At 58.9% G+C, this 19,759-nt stretch carries 18 protein-coding genes and 1 pseudogene; all 19 read left to right on the plus strand.

Annotated elements, in window-relative coordinates; all coding sequences use genetic code 11:
- Positions 1-18: 18 nt before the first annotated feature.
- Positions 19-1,176: an NAD-dependent epimerase/dehydratase family protein gene (locus tag HQL44_04950; GenBank protein ID MBF0267917.1), complete on the plus strand. Its 1,158-nt coding sequence runs from the start codon at positions 19-21 to the stop codon at positions 1,174-1,176.
- Between the two features lie 12 nt (positions 1,177-1,188).
- Complete coding sequence (locus HQL44_04955) at positions 1,189-2,934, plus strand: hypothetical protein (GenBank protein MBF0267918.1); 1,746 nt, start codon at positions 1,189-1,191, stop codon at positions 2,932-2,934.
- Positions 2,935-2,937: 3 nt separating this feature from the next.
- Positions 2,938-4,155 (plus strand): N-acetyl sugar amidotransferase, encoded by a 1,218-nt coding sequence (locus HQL44_04960; protein MBF0267919.1) that lies wholly within the window; start codon positions 2,938-2,940, stop codon positions 4,153-4,155.
- Positions 4,156-4,164: 9 nt separating this feature from the next.
- Complete coding sequence (locus tag HQL44_04965; protein ID MBF0267920.1) at positions 4,165-5,196, plus strand: N-acetylneuraminate synthase family protein; 1,032 nt, start codon at positions 4,165-4,167, stop codon at positions 5,194-5,196.
- Positions 5,193-5,954: an imidazole glycerol phosphate synthase subunit HisF gene (gene hisF / locus HQL44_04970; protein ID MBF0267921.1), complete on the plus strand. Its 762-nt coding sequence runs from the start codon at positions 5,193-5,195 to the stop codon at positions 5,952-5,954. Before HQL44_04965 ends, hisF begins: the two co-directional genes overlap by 4 nt.
- Entirely contained in the window at positions 5,954-6,598 is a 645-nt protein-coding gene (hisH, locus tag HQL44_04975; GenBank protein MBF0267922.1) for an imidazole glycerol phosphate synthase subunit HisH, read from the plus strand. Before hisF ends, hisH begins: the two co-directional genes overlap by 1 nt.
- Positions 6,595-7,671, plus strand: a complete 1,077-nt coding sequence (locus HQL44_04980) for a histidinol-phosphate aminotransferase family protein (protein ID MBF0267923.1) — start codon at positions 6,595-6,597, stop codon at positions 7,669-7,671. The genes hisH and HQL44_04980 overlap by 4 nt, the downstream gene beginning before the upstream one ends.
- A 14-nt stretch (positions 7,672-7,685) precedes the next feature.
- Positions 7,686-8,765, plus strand: a pseudogene (locus HQL44_04985) (Gfo/Idh/MocA family oxidoreductase).
- Positions 8,765-9,814: a Gfo/Idh/MocA family oxidoreductase gene (locus HQL44_04990; protein ID MBF0267924.1), complete on the plus strand. Its 1,050-nt coding sequence runs from the start codon at positions 8,765-8,767 to the stop codon at positions 9,812-9,814. Before HQL44_04985 ends, HQL44_04990 begins: the two are co-directional and overlap by 1 nt.
- Entirely contained in the window at positions 9,811-10,581 is a 771-nt protein-coding gene (locus HQL44_04995; GenBank protein ID MBF0267925.1) for a 3-deoxy-manno-octulosonate cytidylyltransferase, read from the plus strand. The genes HQL44_04990 and HQL44_04995 overlap by 4 nt, the downstream gene beginning before the upstream one ends.
- The gene (locus tag HQL44_05000; protein MBF0267926.1) at positions 10,578-11,621 is read left to right on the plus strand and encodes a methyltransferase domain-containing protein; all 1,044 of its coding nucleotides are present in this window, start codon (positions 10,578-10,580) and stop codon (positions 11,619-11,621) included. The genes HQL44_04995 and HQL44_05000 overlap by 4 nt, the downstream gene beginning before the upstream one ends.
- A complete protein-coding gene (locus HQL44_05005) occupies positions 11,591-12,325 on the plus strand; it encodes an SDR family oxidoreductase (GenBank protein ID MBF0267927.1) in 735 nt (244 codons plus the stop codon). The genes HQL44_05000 and HQL44_05005 overlap by 31 nt, the downstream gene beginning before the upstream one ends.
- A 4-nt stretch (positions 12,326-12,329) precedes the next feature.
- Positions 12,330-13,391, plus strand: a complete 1,062-nt coding sequence (locus HQL44_05010) for a 3-dehydroquinate synthase (protein ID MBF0267928.1) — start codon at positions 12,330-12,332, stop codon at positions 13,389-13,391.
- Positions 13,388-14,329 carry a phosphoglycerate dehydrogenase gene (locus tag HQL44_05015; protein ID MBF0267929.1) on the plus strand — a complete coding sequence of 314 codons (942 nt, stop codon included), beginning with the start codon at positions 13,388-13,390 and terminating at the stop codon, positions 14,327-14,329. The genes HQL44_05010 and HQL44_05015 overlap by 4 nt, the downstream gene beginning before the upstream one ends.
- A complete protein-coding gene (locus tag HQL44_05020) occupies positions 14,326-14,997 on the plus strand; it encodes a class I SAM-dependent methyltransferase (GenBank protein MBF0267930.1) in 672 nt (223 codons plus the stop codon). Before HQL44_05015 ends, HQL44_05020 begins: the two co-directional genes overlap by 4 nt.
- Positions 14,994-15,857, plus strand: coding sequence for a hypothetical protein (locus HQL44_05025; GenBank protein MBF0267931.1), 864 nt, complete (start codon positions 14,994-14,996; stop codon positions 15,855-15,857). Before HQL44_05020 ends, HQL44_05025 begins: the two co-directional genes overlap by 4 nt.
- 8 nt (positions 15,858-15,865) lie before the next feature.
- A complete protein-coding gene (locus tag HQL44_05030) occupies positions 15,866-16,567 on the plus strand; it encodes a glycosyltransferase family 2 protein (GenBank protein ID MBF0267932.1) in 702 nt (233 codons plus the stop codon).
- A gap of 6 nt (positions 16,568-16,573) precedes the next feature.
- Positions 16,574-18,157, plus strand: coding sequence for a hypothetical protein (locus tag HQL44_05035; GenBank protein ID MBF0267933.1), 1,584 nt, complete (start codon positions 16,574-16,576; stop codon positions 18,155-18,157).
- Positions 18,154-19,758 (plus strand): heparinase II/III family protein, encoded by a 1,605-nt coding sequence (locus HQL44_05040; GenBank protein ID MBF0267934.1) that lies wholly within the window; start codon positions 18,154-18,156, stop codon positions 19,756-19,758. Before HQL44_05035 ends, HQL44_05040 begins: the two co-directional genes overlap by 4 nt.
- The last annotated feature ends 1 nt before the right edge of the window (position 19,759 follow it).

Below are 19,759 nucleotides of genomic sequence, written 5' to 3' on the forward strand. Positions count from 1 at the left end.
ACTAGAAGAGGTTCTTCCATGCGCATTATGATTTTGGGCGGTGACGGTTACCTTGGCTGGCCGACGGCTATGTACTTTTCTAAGCAAGGACACGACGTCGCGATCGTCGATAGCCTTAGCAAGCGCTATTGGGAGGCTGAAGTCGGTGCCGAGCCTTTGGTGCCTATCCGCACCCTTCAGGCCCGCGTGCGACGCTGGCAGGAGCTGACCGGGCGCAGCATAGACTTGTTCGTTGGCGACATCGCAGCCAACCACCGCTTTACCTACAACGTGCTGGAGAGTTTCAATCCAGAAGCAATCATTCACTATGCCGAGCAGCCCTCGGCGCCATATTCGATGCAGGATCGCGCCAGTTGTGTCAGCACGCAGCACAACAACGTCGTCGGCACACTGAATGTCATGTTCGCCATGCAGCACACCTGCCCTAAGGCCCACATGGTCAAGCTGGGCACGATGGGCGAGTACGGCACGCCCAACATTGACATTGAAGAGGGATGGCTGGAAGTCGAGCATAAGGGCAGAAAGGATCGTATGCTCTACCCCAAGAAACCAGGCTCCTTCTACCATCTCTCCAAGGTCCATGACTCGAACAATCTGGAATTCGCCTGCCGCGTTTGGGGTATGCGCGTGACCGATTTGAATCAGGGAGTGGTCTATGGCATAGACACCGATGAAACGACGCTGCATGCCGACTGCAATACGAGTTTTCACTACGACGCCGTCTTCGGTACTGTTCTCAACCGCTTTATCGTGCAGGCGGTATTTGGCGCGCCGCTGACTGTTTACGGCAAGGGCGGGCAGACGCGCGGCTTCCTTAACGTCCGCGACACACTGCGCTGTGTCGAACTGGCCGTTCAGAATCCCGCCGGGGAGGGTGAGTTTAGGGTCTTTAACCAGTTCACCGAGCAATTCTCGGTGATGGACTTAGCGCTGTTGGTTGAGAAAGCAGGCGCTACGGCAGGGCTTAAGGTCAAGATTGACCATATTGTCAATCCGCGAGTTGAGCAGGAGGAGCACTATTACAACGCCGTCCACACCGGCCTGCCAAAACTTGGACTTAAGCCGCACCTGCTTAACCAGGAACTGTTGCTGTCCATGATTGCCTATGTGCAAAAGCACAAGGAGCGCATTGATCCCAATCTCATTCAACCGACTGTTCGCTGGAAGTTGCGCTGAGCGAGACTTGTCGTGGCCTCGGTCGATCTCGTCTTTCTGAACGGCTGGACTTTTGTTCCTGCAGTTCTTAAGGCGGCGACCGGGCGCCCGGTTGCCATCCTGGGGCGCAACTTCGCTTTTAGGCCGTTCAGGCCTTTGTTGAACAAGCTGGCAGATGTCGCCGAAAATTCTGGGCTGTTCCGTCCGCTTTACGACTTATGCCCAGAGCTGGCCTATTACCGCGAATTTCTGGGCTATGCGGACCGCACAGACCTATTCGCCCGCACCCTGAACGCTCAGCGGCAACTATACGGCTTCTCGGTCTTCGACAGTCATGCGCCGGATTATGCCATCGCCGCCAAGCACGCCGCCTGCAACAATACGCGACTTTTAGCGCTGACCCCATTCTTGCTGCAAGCCTTGGAGGCACGCCGCGATGAAGGAGACACACGAGTCTCCGGCGTTGACCAGGACGCGCTAGCTCTGCATGAGGCTTACTTCGGGAAAGGCCCCGCGTTTTCCGTCGAAGCAAGACGAGAGATGCGCATCCTGACAAACGCACTGCATGCTCTTATGATGCTGGCTTATGGTTGCCTTTGGATATTGTCTCGCATACGGATGAACGCAAATCATGACGCGCGCCGCCGACTTGGTGTCGATTTTTCCGGAGCCGACGACAGGCGCGGTTTTCAGTTGGTTCGCGAAATTGTTTCCAGCCCTGGCGACGTGCTCTACGTCTTTCGTCGCCCAAATCCGCCGCCCCAAGATGTCTTGGCTGTCGCCGGTTATGCTTGCGCAGCCATCGGAGATGGATACTTCACGCCCAAAGCGGCGCTCGCGGCCATTAAGCTGCTGATTAACGACACGCTGCGTTTGGCGCGCCTAGCCATCAATTTGTCGCCGGAACTGTTCACGCAAGTCACCGCCATGCCCGTGCGCAGGCTTGCCTACCGCGCCTTTTTCAACCGCCACCCGTGCGACTACTTTCTAGCCCGCGACGATTACAACAGCGAGCACAGCTTGCGTTCTCAGGAACTAAGGCGGATCGGCGGCCGTTCGCTTGGCATCATGCACGCCATTCCGTCCGACAATGACGAGGAACCCAGCATGTGGTTCGTCGATTTTGATTATTACTACTGCTTCGGCAGGCGGATCGTTAAACACCACCCCGAGTGGCCCAAGCACATGACGGTTAGGCTGGAAGGCGCCTGGGCCATGTCAAGCCAGCAACTTGAGCGGCTGCATGATCCCAGACCCAACGATTTCATCTTCTACGGCCGGGGCGGTCTGCGAGAAGGTGCAATGATTGACGTCGTGCGCAAGCTGGCTGTGCACTTTAAGGATCGCACTGTCTATATCAAGCTGAAGGCTGGAAGCCGACGTTATCCACCAAACATGCAGGAATTGATGAAGGACCTGCCAAGGAACGTCTCTGTTATAGACCCCGCTGCAGATACCTACGACCTAATGTTCAAGGCGCAGTACGCTTTCAGCTCTGGCTCGACTGTCATTGCAGAGGCGCTGCAATATGGCTTAAAGGTCTTTGTGTTCGATCTGCATCCAGAGCTGCCCTTTGTATTCCGCAACTTTCCGGGCTTGATCGTCGGTTCGGCTGAAGAAATGATTAAGCGGATAGAGAGGATGGAAAGCGGGCAAGAAACATACGATGCCGCCAGATTCAGCGATCTGATAGAGATCGGTTCTCGGAACATATTCAAGGTCATTCGCAGCGATATGAGCCAGCCGCCCAATAAGGCGCCTAACTCTCAACCGAGGTAGATTATGCAGCAACAGACGCAAACGCCAACCGACGATGTATTGTTTGGTCTTCCCCGCGAAGTCAGATTCTGCAAGCACTGCATCATCTCGAACCAACGTCCTTCATCAACCGTGGAATTCAAGAACGAGAACAAGAAGGAGACGATTGGCTTCGACGAGGATGGCGTATGCTCGGCTTGTCGCTTTCATGAGCGAAAGTGGAGCGAAATCGATTGGGAGGCGCGCCACCGTCAGTTTCTTGAACTTCTTGACCGCCACCGCAGCAAGGACGGCAGTTACGACGTTGTCGTGCCGGGTTCAGGGGGCAAGGACAGCGTCTATGCTTCTCATGTTCTGAAGCATAAGTATGGCATGCATCCGCTAACTGTTACGTGGCCGCCGCACATGTATACCGACATTGGGCGCCACAATTTCGAGGCCTGGATCGCTAGCGGCTTTGACAATATTAGTGTGCATCCCAATGGCAAGGTGCATCGCTTGCTAACCCGCCTAGCCTTCCTGCGACTCTTGCACCCATTTCAGCCTTTCATTCTGGGCCAAAAGCAAGTGGGACCTAGGATCGCCCTTAAATACGGCGTTAAGCTTGTAATGTACGGCGAGAGCCAGGCCGAAGGCGGCACCAAGGTTGACGATGATGGGCGTGTCATGCCCAGGCATTTTTATTCGGCGCCATCCACCGAGAGGCTAAATGTCAAACTGGGCGGCACCAGCATTCCAGAATTGATGGGCATGGGCATCGATCTGTCTGAACTGCACCCCTACCTGCCGCTGGATATCAACGACGTCGCTAAAGCCGGAATCGAGGTCCATCACATGGGCTATTACGAACATTGGCGCCAGCAGGAAAAGTACTATTATGCCGTCGATAATTGCGGCTTTAAGCCCAATCCCGAGCGTCTGGAAGGCACTTACCAAAAGTATTCCAGTCTCGACGACAAGTTGGATAGCTTCCACTACTACACGACTTTCGTTAAGTTCGGCATTGGTAGAGCCAGCTATGATGCCGCCCAGGAAATCCGCAACCGCCACATTACCCGAGAAGAAGGCGTCGCTCTGGTTCAGCGCTATGACGGCGAATTTCCGAAGAAGTATTTTCCGGAATTTCTGGAATATACTGGCCTCGACGAGGAAGCTTTCTGGGCAAGGATTGACGCTAACCGCTCGCCTCACTTATGGACGAAGAAGGGCAACGAGTGGGTTCTGCGCCATCAGGTAAGCTAGGGATCAGACATGGAGCACTTCGCATCCTGCTTTGCCATTGGCGACCGGCGCATCGGACCTATGCACCCTTGTTTCGTTATTGCCGAAGCGGGGGTCAATCATTTCGGCAGTATGGAGAAGGCATGCGCCCTGATTGACCTTTCGGTACGGGCAGGTGCCGATGCCGTCAAGTTCCAACACTTCAAAACGGATCGGCTGGTCGGAGCCAGCGCCCCGGATTGGCGCGAACGCCTGCGAAGCAAGGAACTGCCTGATGACGACATACTGCGCCTTCGTGATTACGCGAAGGGACAGGGCATTATGTTTCTATGCACAGGCCATGATGAGGAAGCACTTGATTTTCTCGATAGAACGGTCGGCGTCCCGGCTTTCAAGATCGGTTCGGGCGAGGTTGGCAACTGGCCTTGGCTGAAGGAGATCGCCAAAAGAGGAAAGCCAATCATTCTGTCCACTGGAATGTATGGGATCGAGGATGTAAATGCAGCCACACGCGCAATTGCAGAGGGGGGTGAATCGCGATTGTCCTTGCTGCATTGCGTGACAAGTTACCCAACCGACCCCAAGGACGCAAATTTGTCGGCTATTGCACAATTAAAAGCGATTTTCAACGGCCCAGTCGGTTATTCAGATCATACCGTCGGCACAGCAGTGCCGTTGGCCGCGGTCGCATTGGGGGCCAGAGTAATCGAAAAACATATCACGCTTGATCGCGACGTCCCCAACGCCCAGGATTGGAAGGTTTCTTGTGACGCCGAAAGCTTTCCTCGCTTCGTAACTGAGATCAGGGAAGTCGAAGCTGCGCTTGGCGGCGCCGTGAAGGCGCCAACGCAAGCTGAGAGAAAGTCCGTCGCCTGGGCCAGGAAAAGTTTGTCTGCGCGCAGCGACATTCCTGCCGGCACTGTTCTGACGCAAGGCCATCTGCTGGCGCAGCGCCCCGGCAACGGCATCCCACCCAGCCAGGAATCCAGTCTGATCGGCCGAAAGGTCCGCTTTGATATTTCCGAGGGTACGCAATTGACATTCGAAATGCTTGAGTCATGAACAATCTGCGGCTAATCGCTAGGCTTGACATCAAAGGACCTAATCTGGTTAAGACCGTTCAGCTTGAGGGACTTCGTGTGGTCGGAGACCCCCAGGAACACGCGACGCGCTACTATCAATTGGGCGCCGATGAATTCATCTACATGGACATCGTCGCCAGCCTTTACGGGCGTAACAACCTGCAAGACATCGTCCGGCGAACGGCTGAGAAGGTTTTCGTACCCGTCACCGTCGGAGGCGGATTGCGCTCCGTCGAAGACGTGCGCTCGATCCTACTTGCAGGCGCCGACAAGGCGGCAATCAACACCGCCGCTATCGCTCGACCGCAACTGATCAGCGAAACGGCGGAGCAGTTCGGTTCGCAATGCATGGTCCTGTCGATTGAAGCCAAGCAAATTGCCCCTAGCAAGTGGGAGTGCTACACCGACAACGGACGTGAACGAACCGGGCGCGACGTTGTCGAATGGGCCAAGCACGGCGAAAGCCTGGGTGCTGGAGAAATTCTCATTACTTCAGTCGACCGCGAGGGAACGCGCAAGGGATTCGACATGGATCTGATTAAATCCGTTACCAATGCCGTCGGCATACCGGTCATTGCTTCCGGAGGACTTGGCAGTTCCGAGGACCTCATCAAAGTGGCAAGGGAGACCGAAGTCAGCGCAGTGGCAATGGCCGATATTCTTCATTTCAAACGAAAGACTTTGCCCGAAATCCGCCAGGCCGCCATTAGCGCTGGCCTTTCCGTGCGGAGAATATGATGACCACTGTGACTGTAATCGATTATGGCGTCGGCAATCTTTTGAGCGTGGCGCGCGCATTAAGTCAGATCGGCGCTACGCCCGTCGTGACGGACGATTTGAATCTAATTGCCAGTGCACAGCATCTAGTTCTGCCTGGCGTCGGCGCCTTTGCCCACGGCATGCAGGGCCTATCCAAGCGCGGCATGGACAAGTTGGCCATCGCCCACGCTCAAGCAGGAAAGCCGTTGCTGGGGATTTGCCTTGGCATGCAGATGCTGTTGGATGAGAGCGGCGAATTCGGTGTGCATGCGGGACTTGGCTTGATTTCCGGCAAAGTGTCGGCAATTCCCAACACCGACGCCCAGGGCAAACCGCACCGCATTCCGCATATTGGATGGAACGCTCTGAGGCCGCCGCAGGGGAGGGACTGGAGAGGCACGTTGCTGGAGAGTACCCCTGACGGCGCCTGCGTATATTTCGTGCATTCCTTTGCCGCCAACCCATCGCATGCCGCCGACAATTTGGCCGAGGTTGACTATAATGGACTTAAAATCTGCGCCGCCGTTCAAAGAGATAATGTCATGGGCTGTCAATTCCATCCCGAAAAGAGCGGAGACGTCGGTCTGTCCATTTTGAAGCGCTTCACGGAACTTTCGCAATGACCGTCCCCCGTCCCTCTGTTGCCGATCCGGCGCTTTCGCGACCCGACTGGACGAAGGCCCAGCCCCGCGACCCGACCAAATTGTGGCTCGACAAGAACGAGAATTGCGACCCAGAACTGTCGCGAATCGTGACCGCGGTCATGCGCTCGCTGCCGCCCGAAGCCTACTTTACCTATCCCGACAATGCGCCGCTCTATGCAAAGCTGGCCGACAGTTTGGAGCTGTTTCCCGAGCAGTTAATCTTGACCGCGGGATCCGACGGCGCCATCCGCGCCGTCTTCGAGGCCTATATTTCGCCGGGCGACGTGGTTCTGCACACCAATCCCACCTTCGCCATGTACAGCGTCTATTCGCGCATGTATGGCGCCAAAGCCATTGCGCTTGATTACCAGCCCTCAGACGATGGCCCGCAATTGCTGTCGGCACAAATTATCGAGGCGATTGCCAAGCAACGCCCGAAGCTGGTCTGCCTGCCCAATCCCGACAGCCCCACCGGCACCGTTTTTCCCATTCGAGAGATGGAGCTGATCATCCGGGCGGCAGGGCGCGTTGGCGCGCTGATCCTGATCGACGAAGCCTATTTCCCCTTCCACGCCGAAAGCTGCATCGCCTGGACGCGCCGCTTCGAGCACCTAGTGGTGGCGCGCTCGACCGGCAAGGCCTGGGGTTTGGCGGGCCTTCGCATCGGCTATGCCGCCGCCTCGCCAGAAGTCGCAAAGGTATTGCACAAGGTGCGCCCCATGTATGAGGTGAACACCGTCGCCGTGCACGCTTTCGAACGCATGCTGGACCATGCGGGGGATATGCTGCAATCGGTAAGGCGCTTGCAAGCAGGCAAGGACTTGTTCCTTTCAGAAATGACAAGGCTTGGCTATCGCACCTTGAAGGGGCAGGGCAATTTCTTGCATGTCGCCTTCGCGGCCAACGCCGACAAGGTGCATGCAGCGCTTGAGTCTTTGGCCTATTACCGCAAGGACTTCAACGAGCCTTGCCTTAAAGGCTATTCGCGCTTTTCGGCCACCACGGCCCAATTGTTCCAGCCCCTGATTGATCGCATCTCGGAGGTATCGTGACGCCCAACGCCATTCATGTAGCGGTTATCGGCTGCGGCAGGATCGCAGGCCATCATTGCCGTTCGATCGCCGGAATGCCCGGCGTGAAGCTGGCCGCCGTCTGCGATTTGGTTCCGGAGAAGGCCAAGGCTTACGGCGACGAGTTCGCCGTTCCCTTCTACACCGATTATCGAAAGCTGCTGACGCAGCATCCGGAAATCAGCGTGGTGGCGGTGATCACCCCATCTGGCATGCATCACGAACATGCGCTTGAGATGATCGAACGTTGGGGCAAGCATGTGGTGGTGGAAAAGCCCACTTTCATGAAGCCCAGTCAGTTGACCGACGCCTCCGAAAGAGCGCAAAAGGCTGGCGTGCAACTTTTTCCAGTTTTTCAAAACCGGCACAATCTGGCGGTCAAGCGCGTGAAGAAGGCCATCGATACTGGCGAATTGGGCGAGATTCGCATTATGGCGGTGCGTACGCGCTGGTGTCGCCCGCAGCGTTACTATGACATGGCCCCGTGGCGCGGCACTTTCGCCCAGGATGGCGGCTGCCTGACCAACCAGGGCATTCATCATGTCGATCTGCTGCGCCATCTGGGCGGCGAGGTCAAGCGCGTCTCGGCAACCATGCGCACGCTGGGGGCTTCAATCGAGGTGGAGGACACGGTTGTCGCTACCGTGACCTATGGCGATTCCAAGGTCGGCACGCTGGAAGTGACGACGGCGGCAAGGCCGATCGACTATGAAGCGTCGCTGTCCATCGTGGGGTCGGAAGGCTTGGCGCAGATCGGCGGCATCGCCGTCAACGAGCTTCAGGTTTTCACCCCCGATCCTTCCGCCTGTGCTGCCAATTCGGAAGATTTCTCCGGCTGCGTCTATGGCGAGGGGCACAAAGTGATCTACCAGGACATTGCGGCTTTCTTCAATGAAGGCAGGCCTTATCCCGTGACGCAGGAAGACGCTTTCGCCTCGATACGCCTGCTCAATTCCTTTTATCGCTCCGACGAGGCGAATGGCGGCTGGATTGACGTGATGGACGGCGGCGAATCGACCCGTCTGGGCCGCTACAGCGAGGAACTGGCCAATCTATACCGGACGGTCGAAGCATGATGCGGGTTGGCATTGCGGGCTATGGCGTCGTCGGCAAACGCCGTCGCCACTTCATCGATCTGCGCGACGACATGCAGACGGTCGCCGTCTGCGACCGCAACTTCGCCCAGGAAGGCGCGTTCGAGGATGGCGTCCGACATTACCAGACGCCCCAACGCCTGTTGGAGGCCGAGGATCTCGACGCCCTGTTCGTCTGCCTGACCAACGACGTGGCCGCCAACGTCACCATTGCCGGATTCGAGAAGGGCCTACATGTCTTTTGCGAAAAGCCGCCGGGGCGCGATCTGGCCGATATCGCGCGTGTGATCGAAGCCGAGCGGAAGCATCCGAAGCTGGTCTTGAAATACGGCTTCAATCACCGCTATCACGATTCGGTGCGCGACGCGCTGTCCATCATGCGCTCGGGCGAGCTGGGACGCGCCGTCAATCTGCGCGGCGTCTACGGCAAGTCCAAGTTCGTGAGCTTCGGAGCGCATTCCGACTGGCGCACCAAGCGCGAGCAATCGGGCGGCGGCATCTTGCTCGACCAAGGCATCCATATGGTGGATTTGATGCGCCTGTTCGCAGGCGAATTCACCGAGGTGAAAAGTTTCGTCGACAATCGTTTCTGGGGCCACGACATCGAGGACAACGCCTACGCGCTGATGCGCACGCATGACGGCGTGGTGGCGATGCTGCATTCCACCGCCACTCAATGGCGCCACCGCTTCAGTCTTGAGATAACGTTGGAGAAGGGCGCCCTGATCCTGTCCGGCATTCTTTCCGGCTCGAAAAGCTATGGCGCCGAGACGCTGACTGTGCTGTGGGCCGACGCCGAGGACGATTCAGGCGATCCCAGGGAACAAACCACGCGTTACCGCAAGGACCCGTCCTGGGCTGACGAGGTGGGCGAATTCGCCAACGCCGTCTTGCGGGGCGGAAAGATCGAAGCCGGCTCGTCGCTGGATGCCTGGAATACGATGCAGCTGGTCTATCGCATTTACTGCGCCGATCCGGCATGGCAAGCCAAGTGGAACCTGTTTGACAGCGTGGAGAACTTCATCCCATGACGCGCATTATCGGACTCGTCCCCGCCCGCATGGCGGCCAGCCGATTTCCCGGCAAGCCCCTGTTTCCTATCTTTGGGCGACCCATGCTGGAACATGTGTTCGAACGCGCCAAGATGTTCAAGCGCTGGGACGCCTTGGCCATCTGCACCTGCGACGAAGAGATCAAATCCTTTGCCGACGCCAGGGGCTATCCGGTCATCATGACGCGATCAGATCACGTGCGCGCCCTGGACCGCGTGGCGGAAGCCGCGACCAAATGCGGATTTGACATCCAAGATGGCGACATCGTGCTCAACGTGCAAGGCGACGAGCCGATGATGCACCCCGACATGATCGCCGCTACCATCGCACCGATGGAAGATCGCCCCCAGGAAGTGCAAGGCACGATCCTGGCCATGGATATCGTCGATGAGGCGCAGTACCGCAACCCGGACGCCCTGAAGATCATCTGGGACCTGAAGGGCAAGGTGCTTTACACGTCGCGAGCACCTCTGCCCTATTGCAAAAGTTTTTCTCCAGATTTGGGGGCCAGGCGCATCTACGGCATTTTCGGCTTTCGCTGGCATTTTCTGAAATTGTTCACCCAGTTGGAACCCTCGCCGCTGGAAGTCAAGGAAGCCTGCGACAGCAACCGTCTGTATGATCACGGCTACCACCAGCACATAGCGCCTTATCCCTATCGGCCCAGCTTTTCCGTGGACAGCCCGCACGACATCGCCACCGTCGAGGCGGCGATGGCGCAAGATCCCCTGTGGGGCAGCTATTGACCGAGCATCTTCGTTGCCCGGCCTGCCATGCCCACCCGCTGCAGTCGGGGGACGCTGGCCTTTCCTGCCCCGCCTGCGGCAAATCCTTTCCCATCGATCCGAATTTGGGGATCGTTCAGTTTCTTGCCCCCGAAGAAGCGGGATCCAACAAGGGAAACATCCAGGCATGGTGGAGCGACCTCTACCGCCAGCTCTACGAGCCAACCGACCGCGCCCTGACCCGAGAATCATTTGCCTGCAAGCTGGCGCAGACCGAAGACCTGTTTCGCAAGCGCCGATTGCTTCCGGTCGTCGAGATGCCGCTTTCATCCCTCGCTGGCAAGCAGGTACTTGAAATTGGGCCGGGCGGCGGGGCGCATTCCTGTCTCTTCGCCCAATACGGAGCCAAGGTCACGGCACTGGACATTACCCCGCCGCGCGCCGCCTCGACCAACAGGAAGCTGAAACTGATTGGCGACGGATCGGGACAAGCCTATCAGGGTGACGGCGAGAATCTGCCCTTCCAGGACGCCAGCTTTGATATCGTCTATTCCAATGGCGTTCTTCACCATTCGGAGAATACGAAGCGCTGTCTGGCCGAAGTCTTCAGGGTTCTAAAACCGGGCGGCAAGGCCGTGCTCATGCTTTACGCCCGCCACTCGGCGATTTTCTGGTGCAACATCGTGCCGCGCGGATTGTTCACTGGCGAGATGTTCCGCTGGCCAGAAGCCGAATGGATCGGGCGCGTCACCGAGGGCAAGCCCAAATTCGGCCAGACCAAGAACCCCTATACCCGCGTTTACAGCGAAGCCGAACTGAGGCGCGAACTTCAAATCTTCAAGATCACAAGCCTTAGAAAATCAAGTTTCCAGTGGGACAATTTCGCCATCCCGCGTCTGACGCAGTTTCGAAACTGGATTCTCATGCGGCTGGGGCGCAAGCCGCACCCTGGCGGCGAACTGGTCTATGGCGCGCCCTTCGTCGCTGAAACAGGGTGCGAGCTTTCGCTGGGCAAATATATCGGTTTTGCATGGAACATCGTGGCGGAGAAAGCGCAATGAGCGACAAAACGGCCCTGGTGACGGGCGGCACGCGCGGCATCGGCAGGGCCATCGCCGAGGCGCTGCACAAGCGGGGCGAGCGTGTCATCGTGACGGGAACGAAGCCGGACGGGCTTGCCCCCGACGGCTGCCAATATGAGGCGATCGACTTTGCCGATGGTCAGGCGACAGCCGAATTTGCCAGGCGCGTCGCGGCCATGGGCATCGACATCCTGATCAACAATGCGGGCATCAATAAAATCGCCCCCTTCGCCGAAATCGATCCTGGCGACTTCGCGGCCATTCAAGCCGTCAACGTCACGGCGCCCTTTCTGCTGGCGCGCGCCGTTTTGGGACACATGAAAACGTCCGGCTGGGGGCGCATCGTGAACGTCTCCTCGATCTGGGGAAAAATATCGCGCGCGCAGCGCGGCGCCTATTCCACCAGCAAATTCGCGCTGGACGGCATGACGGCGGCCCTGGCCGCCGAAGTTGCCGCCGATGGCATTCTGGTCAACTGCATAGCACCCGGCTTCATCGATACCGAACTGACAAGACGGGTGCTGGGGCCGGAAGGTTTTGCGAAGGTGGTTGCCGACATTCCAATCGGTCGGCTGGGCAAGCCAAACGAAATCGCCACCTTTGCCGCTTGGCTTGCCAGCCCGGAAAATACCTACATTTCCGGCCAGAACATAGCCATCGACGGGGGCTTCACACGTGTTTGAGCCTTTGGTCATACAGTCGCACAAGGGGCCTTACGAGGTTCACTTTATCGAGGGCGCTCTTGAACAGCTGAACCAATCCGACCTGTCGAAGTCGCATCTGATCATTGATCGTCGCGTGGCTGAACTTTACGCAGGCCAGATGGATCGCCTGCTGGCTCACCCTTCGCTGCTTCTGATCGACGCCACGGAAGACGCCAAATCGCTGGAACGCTTCCCTGGCTACGTGTCTCACCTCGTGGCCAAGGGCGTTAAGCGCGGCCATATGCTGGTCGCCATCGGCGGCGGCATCTTGCAAGACATCACCTGCTTTCTGGCGGCCACCATGTTGCGCGGCCTTGATTGGCGCTTTCTGCCGACCACGCTGTTGGCCCAGGCCGATTCCTGCATCGGCTCGAAAAGTTCCATCAATTGCGCCGACGCCAAGAATATTCTGGGCACCTTTACCCCGCCCAGGCGCATCGATCTGTCGACCCGTTTTCTCGATACCTTGGACGAGCGCGACGTGCGCTCGGGCATCGGCGAAATGCTGAAGGTGCACGCCATCGACGGACCGGCCTCGTTCCAAGCCATCGCTCTCGACTACCACGCCATGTTGAGCGAGCGCTCCGTCATGCTGCGCTATCTCAGGGCCAGCTTGGAGGTCAAGAAGCGCTATATCGAGCAAGACGAGTTCGATCAAGGGCCGCGCAACATCTTCAATTACGGCCATAGTTTTGGCCATGCCATCGAGGCCGCTACCCAGTTCGCTGTGCCGCACGGCATCGCCGTCACCATCGGACTGGACATGGCCAATCACATGGCGGCGTGGCTGGGGCTATGCGACCCCGGCTTGGCCGAGGCCAGGCGTTACGTCTTGAAGGAAAACTACAAAGGATTCGAGCGCGTCGCCGTTCCCTTCGACGCCTTCATGGCCGCCTTGGCCAAGGACAAAAAGAATGAAGGAGCAGGTTCGGTGACGGTTATCCTTCCCCATGGCGATGGACGCATCGAGAGACGAACCCTTGACGTGGACCAAACATTCCGGGCACTGGCTCAAGACTTTCTGGAATCGGTGCGCGCCCAATGATTAAAGTCGCCGTCGCCTCGCGCTCATTTTCCAAACATCCTGTCTTGCGCGCCGAACTGCTGGCCCGCTACCCATCGACCACCTTCAACGACGAGGGTAAGTCGCTGGCTGGCGACGAACTGGCGGCCTTTCTGCAAGGCCATGAGAAGATCGTCACGGCGCTTGAAAGACTGGATGACGCTTTGTTCGACCGCCTGCCCGGTCTGAAGGTGGTGGCGAAATACGGCGTCGGCCTGGACATGATCGACCTTGAAGCGATGCAGCGGCGCGGGCTTCAACTTGGCTGGACGGGCGGCGTCAATCGCCGTTCGGTTTCGGAACTGGTCATCAGCTATGCGGTGGCCCTGCTGCGCCATGTTCCGCAGGGACATGCGCAGGTTCTGGGCGGCGGATGGAAACAGTTGATGGGCCGCCAGTTGTCTGACCGCACGGTTGGCATTGTCGGTCTTGGCCATATCGGCAAGGATTTGACGCAATTGCTAAAGCCCTGGGGCTGTCGCGTCATCGCCCACGACATCAAGCCGATGCCAGATTTCTGCGCCCAGTGGGGCGTCGATATGATGGAGCTTGAGGCGTTGCTGCGCCAAGCCGACGTCATCACATTGCATTTGCCGCTGGATGACAGTACCCGCAACATTCTAAGCGCCGAACGGATGCGCTTGATGCGCTCAGACGCCATCTTGATCAACGCCGCGCGCGGCGGCCTGCTAGACGAAGCCGAGCTGAAGGCGATGCTGATGGAAGGCAGACTGGCGGGAGCGGCGCTGGATGTTTTCGCGGTCGAGCCGCCCACGGACATGGAACTGATCAAACTGCCCAACTTTCTGGTAACCCCGCATATCGGCGGATCGGCCGAGGAAGCGGTTCTGGCCATGGGGCGCGCCGCCATCGAGGGCTTGGACAGGTTTGGCGATCCGCTCAAGGTGGCGCAGTCATGAGCCACGCCCAATCCTGGAGCCAGCCGGGCGTGCTTGATTTCTTTTCCAAGGAACGCGGCACGACAAGCGATGTTTATCCGTCGGAATGGTTCTTTCTGAAAGATCGCCTGAAGGAGGGCATGCGCGTCCTGGACATCGGCTGCGCACAGGGCGGCTTCGCTTCGGTCTTAGGCGAGCATCTGAAGTCCTTCAGCTATACGGGCGTCGACATCAGCGAGGACATGATCGCCAAAGCCAAGCTGCGCCATCCTGGACAACGGTTCCTTTGCTGCCCCGAGGGCGATCTGTCCGCGCTGGGCGACGAAACATTCGATTTGGTTCTAGTCCTGGGCATTCTGCACCTGCACGAAAGCTGGCGGGCGACGCTTGCAAGCGCTTGGAAGCGCACGGGCGGGGCCTTGCTGTTCGATCTGCGAGAATCGGAAGGAGCCTCGTTGGAAGACAAGTCCGTTTCCTGGTTCGGCATGGATTTTTCGGGCGATGCCGAGCGGCCTGAATTGCGTTTGCCCTATATCGTTCTCAATGCCGGCGACGCCTTGGGCGAAGCCGTGCGCCTGACCGAGGGTGCTGCCAGACTTTCGCGCTATGGCTACCGCCATCCGCCATCAAGGGCTGCGCGCACGCCCCTGTCCATGATCATGACCTCAGCCTATCTGGCGGAAAGATGACCCTTATAAAAATCGCAAAATCGCTGGGCCTGGATACGCGGGCCCTGTACCACAAGCTCTCGGCGGCATCATTGGATGCTGCGGCCCAAGAGCAGGGCTTGGCCGAATTGCGCGAGAAATTGCGCCAAATTCTGCCCGACATTCGCGACCAGTACAGCGCCAAGCTGGATGAAGACGAGTATCTGCGCTTCTGGGAACGCAAGATGCGCACGCTGCACGCCTTTCAGGTGCGCATGGCGCAAGACGCCATCGCCCATGTCGGCGGCGACAACCTCGTTCTGGCCGATATCGGCGATTCGTCGGGCAATCACAGCACCTACATCAAGGCGCTTGAACCCAGGGTGTCGCGCGTGATCAGCGTCAATCTCGATCCCATCGCCGTCGACAAGGTAAAGTCCAAAGGCGGAGACGCCCTGCTGGCCAGGGCGGAAGAAATGGACCTGGAGGGCGTCGCCCCCGACATGTTCATGTCATTCGAGATGGTCGAACATTTAAGCGATCCCATCCGTTTTTTGCACCGTCTGGCAGAGCGCGGAAAATCGCCCTGGCTCTTGATGTCGGTTCCCTATGTAAGGCGGAGCCGCTTCGGCGGGCGCGAGCTTGACATGCCGCTAGAAGACCTGCCCGCGCAAATGACCGCCGAGGAATTGCATCTCTTCGAACTGTCGCCCCATGATTGGCTGCGGCTTGCCAGAATCTCGGGATTTATGCCCGTATTCTCGCGCACCTACCGGCAATATCCCCTGAAGCACCCCCTTGTCCTGACCCAGCCTCTATGGTCGCGCCTGGATTTCGAGGGCTTCTTTGCCGTCTTCTTGAAGCGCGACTTGTCGCTCGCCAACCGCTACACCGCATGGTAAGGCAAACTATGATCAAAATCAGCGTGCTTATCCCGGTTTACAACGAGCAGGCCACCATCCTGGCTTGCCTTGAGCGCGTGCGCGCGCAAAGTGTGCCGGGCGTCGAGTTTGAAATCGTCGTCGTCAACGACGGATCGAAGGATGCGACGGTCGAACGCTTGAAATCGCGACCTGATCTTTACGACCGGCTGATCGATCGGCCGGCCAACGGCGGCAAGGGCGCTGCGGTGCAAGATGGACTGCGCCAGGCCAGCGGCGATTATGTCTTGTTTCAAGACGCCGATCTGGAATACGACCCCGGCGACTATGCCGCCCTTCTGGCCCCCATCGTCGATCATCAGGCGGAAGTGGTGATGGGCAGCCGCTTCGTAGCGCCCAAGCAAACGCGCGTTTTCTATTTCTGGCACCGTCTGGGAAACAGCATGATCACGCTGCTGTTCAATCTGGTCAACAACACTACCTTTACCGACATTTATTCATGCTATCTGGCCTTCAAGCGCGATCTGATTGATCCTTCGCGCTTGACCACATTCGGCTGGGAGCAGCAGGCAGAAATCCTGACCAAAGCAGTCAAGGCCAGTCGGGTCTGGTACGAAGTGCCGATCAATTATCATGGCCGCAGCTATGCCGAGGGCAAGAAGATTCGCGCCCATCACGCCATTCCGGTTTTTCTGACCATCCTAAGCCAAGGCTTGCTGCCCAAGCGCTGATGATCCATGACCGTTCTTCTTAGCCGCTCCGCCCGCCCCCCAAAGTCGGGCTTTGATCGCTGGTGCGCCATTGCAGGAGCGCCGGGTCCTGCGGCTTTGCATCCCGCGATGAAGGCGCTTGACTTGGCACAGAAGCTGGAAGGCGCTTATGACGCTGCGGTCGAGGAATGGTGGAGTCTAGCGCAGGCGCTGGGACAGGAAGCGTCCAGCGTCCTGGCGCACACACCCGCTTGCGCCGCCAACATATCGGATTTCGGCCTGATGCTTGCCTGGACGCGCCTCGTCGACGAATGGGCAGCCGGTCCTGAAACCGTTCTGGTCATCTGCGACGATCCCTGGCTGTTTCGACATTTGGCGCAGCGCCAAGGGGTCAATCGCATCGCGTCCGCTCCGCCCTTGCTGCTGGCCGAGACCCTCCTTAAGTTGCGCGGCCTGTTAGCGCGCCTTGCCGCAAGTCGGCGTTTTGCTTCCTGGGCGCGAAAGCTGCAAGCGCACAGCCAGAAATGCCCCAAGGAAAGGCCTGCCCTTCTGGTCTATGCGCATCCGTCCAGTAACGCCGAGGGCTATGACGCCTATTTTGGCAAGCTGATGACGGATGTACCTGACCTCGTGCGCCTGATTCACGTTGATGGCACGCCCGACAAGGTGGCCCCCTTATGCAGTGATGGCCGCAGTTTCAGCCTGCATGGCTTCGGCGATCCGGCTTTTGCGCGTCGTTTGTGGAAATTTCAATGGCAACCGGTGATAACCGACAACTGGCTGGTGCGACGAGCCGCCGTCCTGGAAGGCTCGACCGCGCAGTCGGTCGCCATCGCTTGGCAGATTCATTGCGTCGTCGCCTGGATGGACAAGGCGAAGCCAAAAACCATCGCTTGGCCCTGGGAAAACCATTCCTGGGAGCGCGCCATGGTTCGCGCCGCCAAAGCCCGACGCGTTCGAACCATTGGCTATCAGCACGCCACGGTCGGCTGGCGCGAATGGAATTACGCGCCGCATTCCAATCCCGACGGTTCGGCCAGCTTACCCGACAGCATCCTGGCCGTGGGGCCTTCCGATCTGGCAAGGCTGATGCGCTATGGCTGCCCGCGCCATATTCTAAGCGTGGGCGGCGCTTTGCGCTTTCCCAAACTTCCGACCCCCAGGCAGGACACAACCGCCCCCGTCTTCGTGGCCTTGCCGTTCGACGCCGATATTTCCGTCCAGATGCTGGATGCCATCCGCCCCTTGGCCGCCGACGGCTATCGCTTCCTGGTCAAGGATCATCCGATGAATCCCTTTCAGATTGAGCCAAGGCCCGGCATCGAACCCACCGGCCAGCGATTGAGCGACATCGACGCAGTATCGGGCGTTCTTTACTGTCTGACCACGGTGGGGCTGGAAGCGGTGCTGGCGGGCCTGCCAACCTTGCGCTTCATTCCACAAGGCAAGGTGCCGGTCGACGTCATGCCGGACGGCGTGAAAATTCCAGCTGCCGATGCGAATTCCTTGAAGCGGGAACTGGCGCAGCTGGCTGCCCCGCCCGCCATCGATGCGCAGCAGGTCTTTGCGCAAGCAGACCCCGAATTCTGGGTCAAGGCGCTGTCGGCGTGACCTCTGCCTCTATTCGTAAACTTCGCCAACTTGCCAGTGACCAAACTTTGCAAAGCTGGCTATGGGCGCGACTGATTGGCCGCGAAGCGGCGCCTCCCACCTTCACGGCGCACCGCCCGCCCTATCTGGACGATTTGGACCTGGGCGCGCCGCCCCCGCCGACCGATTCCTTTGCCGCGCTCCGTGCTGCACCGCCAACCGGTCCCCTTCGTCTTGACTTGGCAGGCTTGGCGATTGATCTGCGCCCCGGCCAGGAAGCGGCGCTGTTCGACCACAAGTTCGACGATATCGAACAGCTGCTGGCCCTGCATCGATTCGCCTGGATCGATGAGACAACCGACCCCGCCTGGATCGCCGTCATCTGGAACACTTGGCGTCAGCGCTTTCAAACGCCGGATGCCGACTGGCCCTGGCATCCCTACACGGCGGCCGAGCGGGCCATCAATCTTCTGTCCTTCGCCAAGCGGCATGGCTTGGTGGAACCCTATGCCGACAGTTGGCGCACCCTGGCGGCGCACGCGCCCGCCATCGCCGCCAAGCTGGAATATTTCGGCCCCCATTACACCGGCAATCATCTGGCCAATAATGGGCGCGGCCTTTACTGCCTGGGCGTTCATCTGGGCTGGGAGCAGGCGGCAAGACTTGGCGGAACCATTCTGCTTCATGAGGCCAAACGGATTTTCAGCGCCAGCGGCCTGTTGATTGAAGGTTCAGCGCACTACCATTGTCTGCTGACCAGAAACTATGAGCTGGCGGCGCAGTGGGCCAGGGAGGCACAGCGCCCCGAAGCCGCCGCATTGGCTGAGATCGCTGCGAAGGCGCGCCATGCCGCGGGCGGATTGCTGCTGGCGGGCGGCCTGCCTTTGATCGGCGACATCTCCCCAGATCTGGCGCCTGCGCGTCTGACTTCGCATTTCAGCCGGACCGCAGCCGATCTGACCGCCGATGGCTGGCATCGCTTCGAGCATGGCGACTGGTCGATGCTGCTGTACGCGCCGCCCGACGGCTGGCCGCCGATGCCGGGACATGGACATCAGGATCTTGGCGGTTTCGAGCTGCACTGGAAGGGCATTGCGTTGATTGTCGATCCGGGGCGCGGACGTTACGGGGAAGATGGCGAGGCGGCACTTTATCGCAGCGCCGCCGTCCATAGCGGCATCACGCTTTCGCGGCAGGATCCCAGGCCCGCCAATCGGCCCTATTATTCGGATGCGTTCAGACGCCGGGCAGGTGGCGCGCCTCCCAAGGCAACGGCTTCGTCAAACGCCCTGACCTTGCAGTACGGCATTGGCAGGGCGAACGTCGCGCGCGTCTTCGCCGCCGACCTTGGCCGCTTTTCCATCAAGGACAATGTCGACGGATGTGGACGTTTTGAGATCGAGCGCGGTTTGGTGATCCCTTTGCCGGTTGACATTCAAGGAAACCAGGCCAGCATTCGCACGCCAGCGGGCGATGTTCGCCTGATCGCGGATGCGCCGCTGTCGGCCAGCCAGATCACGCGCTGGACGCGCTATGGCCAGGGACAGCCCGCCACGCGGATCAGCATCAAACAGGAGGCGCGCCTGCCCTGGCAAGGCCGCCTAAGCCTGGGGGCCGCCTGAC

The organism is Alphaproteobacteria bacterium (genome assembly GCA_015231795.1).
Classification (GTDB): Bacteria; Pseudomonadota; Alphaproteobacteria; order Rhodospirillales; family WMHbin7; genus WMHbin7.

What these genes read in the sequence shown, in the direction of transcription:
- HQL44_04950 (MBF0267917.1), top strand. Translation starts at nt 19, where the DNA reads ATGCGCATTATGATTTTGGGCGGTGACGGTTACCTTGGCTGGCCGACG.
- HQL44_04960 (MBF0267919.1), top strand. Translation starts at nt 2,938, where the DNA reads ATGCAGCAACAGACGCAAACGCCAACCGACGATGTATTGTTTGGTCTT.
- HQL44_04965 (MBF0267920.1), top strand. Translation starts at nt 4,165, where the DNA reads ATGGAGCACTTCGCATCCTGCTTTGCCATTGGCGACCGGCGCATCGGA.
- hisF (MBF0267921.1), top strand. Translation starts at nt 5,193, where the DNA reads ATGAACAATCTGCGGCTAATCGCTAGGCTTGACATCAAAGGACCTAAT.
- hisH (MBF0267922.1), top strand. Translation starts at nt 5,954, where the DNA reads ATGACCACTGTGACTGTAATCGATTATGGCGTCGGCAATCTTTTGAGC.
- HQL44_04980 (MBF0267923.1), top strand. Translation starts at nt 6,595, where the DNA reads ATGACCGTCCCCCGTCCCTCTGTTGCCGATCCGGCGCTTTCGCGACCC.
- HQL44_04990 (MBF0267924.1), top strand. Translation starts at nt 8,765, where the DNA reads ATGCGGGTTGGCATTGCGGGCTATGGCGTCGTCGGCAAACGCCGTCGC.
- HQL44_04995 (MBF0267925.1), top strand. Translation starts at nt 9,811, where the DNA reads ATGACGCGCATTATCGGACTCGTCCCCGCCCGCATGGCGGCCAGCCGA.
- HQL44_05005 (MBF0267927.1), top strand. Translation starts at nt 11,591, where the DNA reads ATGGAACATCGTGGCGGAGAAAGCGCAATGAGCGACAAAACGGCCCTG.
- HQL44_05015 (MBF0267929.1), top strand. Translation starts at nt 13,388, where the DNA reads ATGATTAAAGTCGCCGTCGCCTCGCGCTCATTTTCCAAACATCCTGTC.
- HQL44_05020 (MBF0267930.1), top strand. Translation starts at nt 14,326, where the DNA reads ATGAGCCACGCCCAATCCTGGAGCCAGCCGGGCGTGCTTGATTTCTTT.
- HQL44_05025 (MBF0267931.1), top strand. Translation starts at nt 14,994, where the DNA reads ATGACCCTTATAAAAATCGCAAAATCGCTGGGCCTGGATACGCGGGCC.
- HQL44_05030 (MBF0267932.1), top strand. Translation starts at nt 15,866, where the DNA reads ATGATCAAAATCAGCGTGCTTATCCCGGTTTACAACGAGCAGGCCACC.
- HQL44_05035 (MBF0267933.1), top strand. Translation starts at nt 16,574, where the DNA reads ATGACCGTTCTTCTTAGCCGCTCCGCCCGCCCCCCAAAGTCGGGCTTT.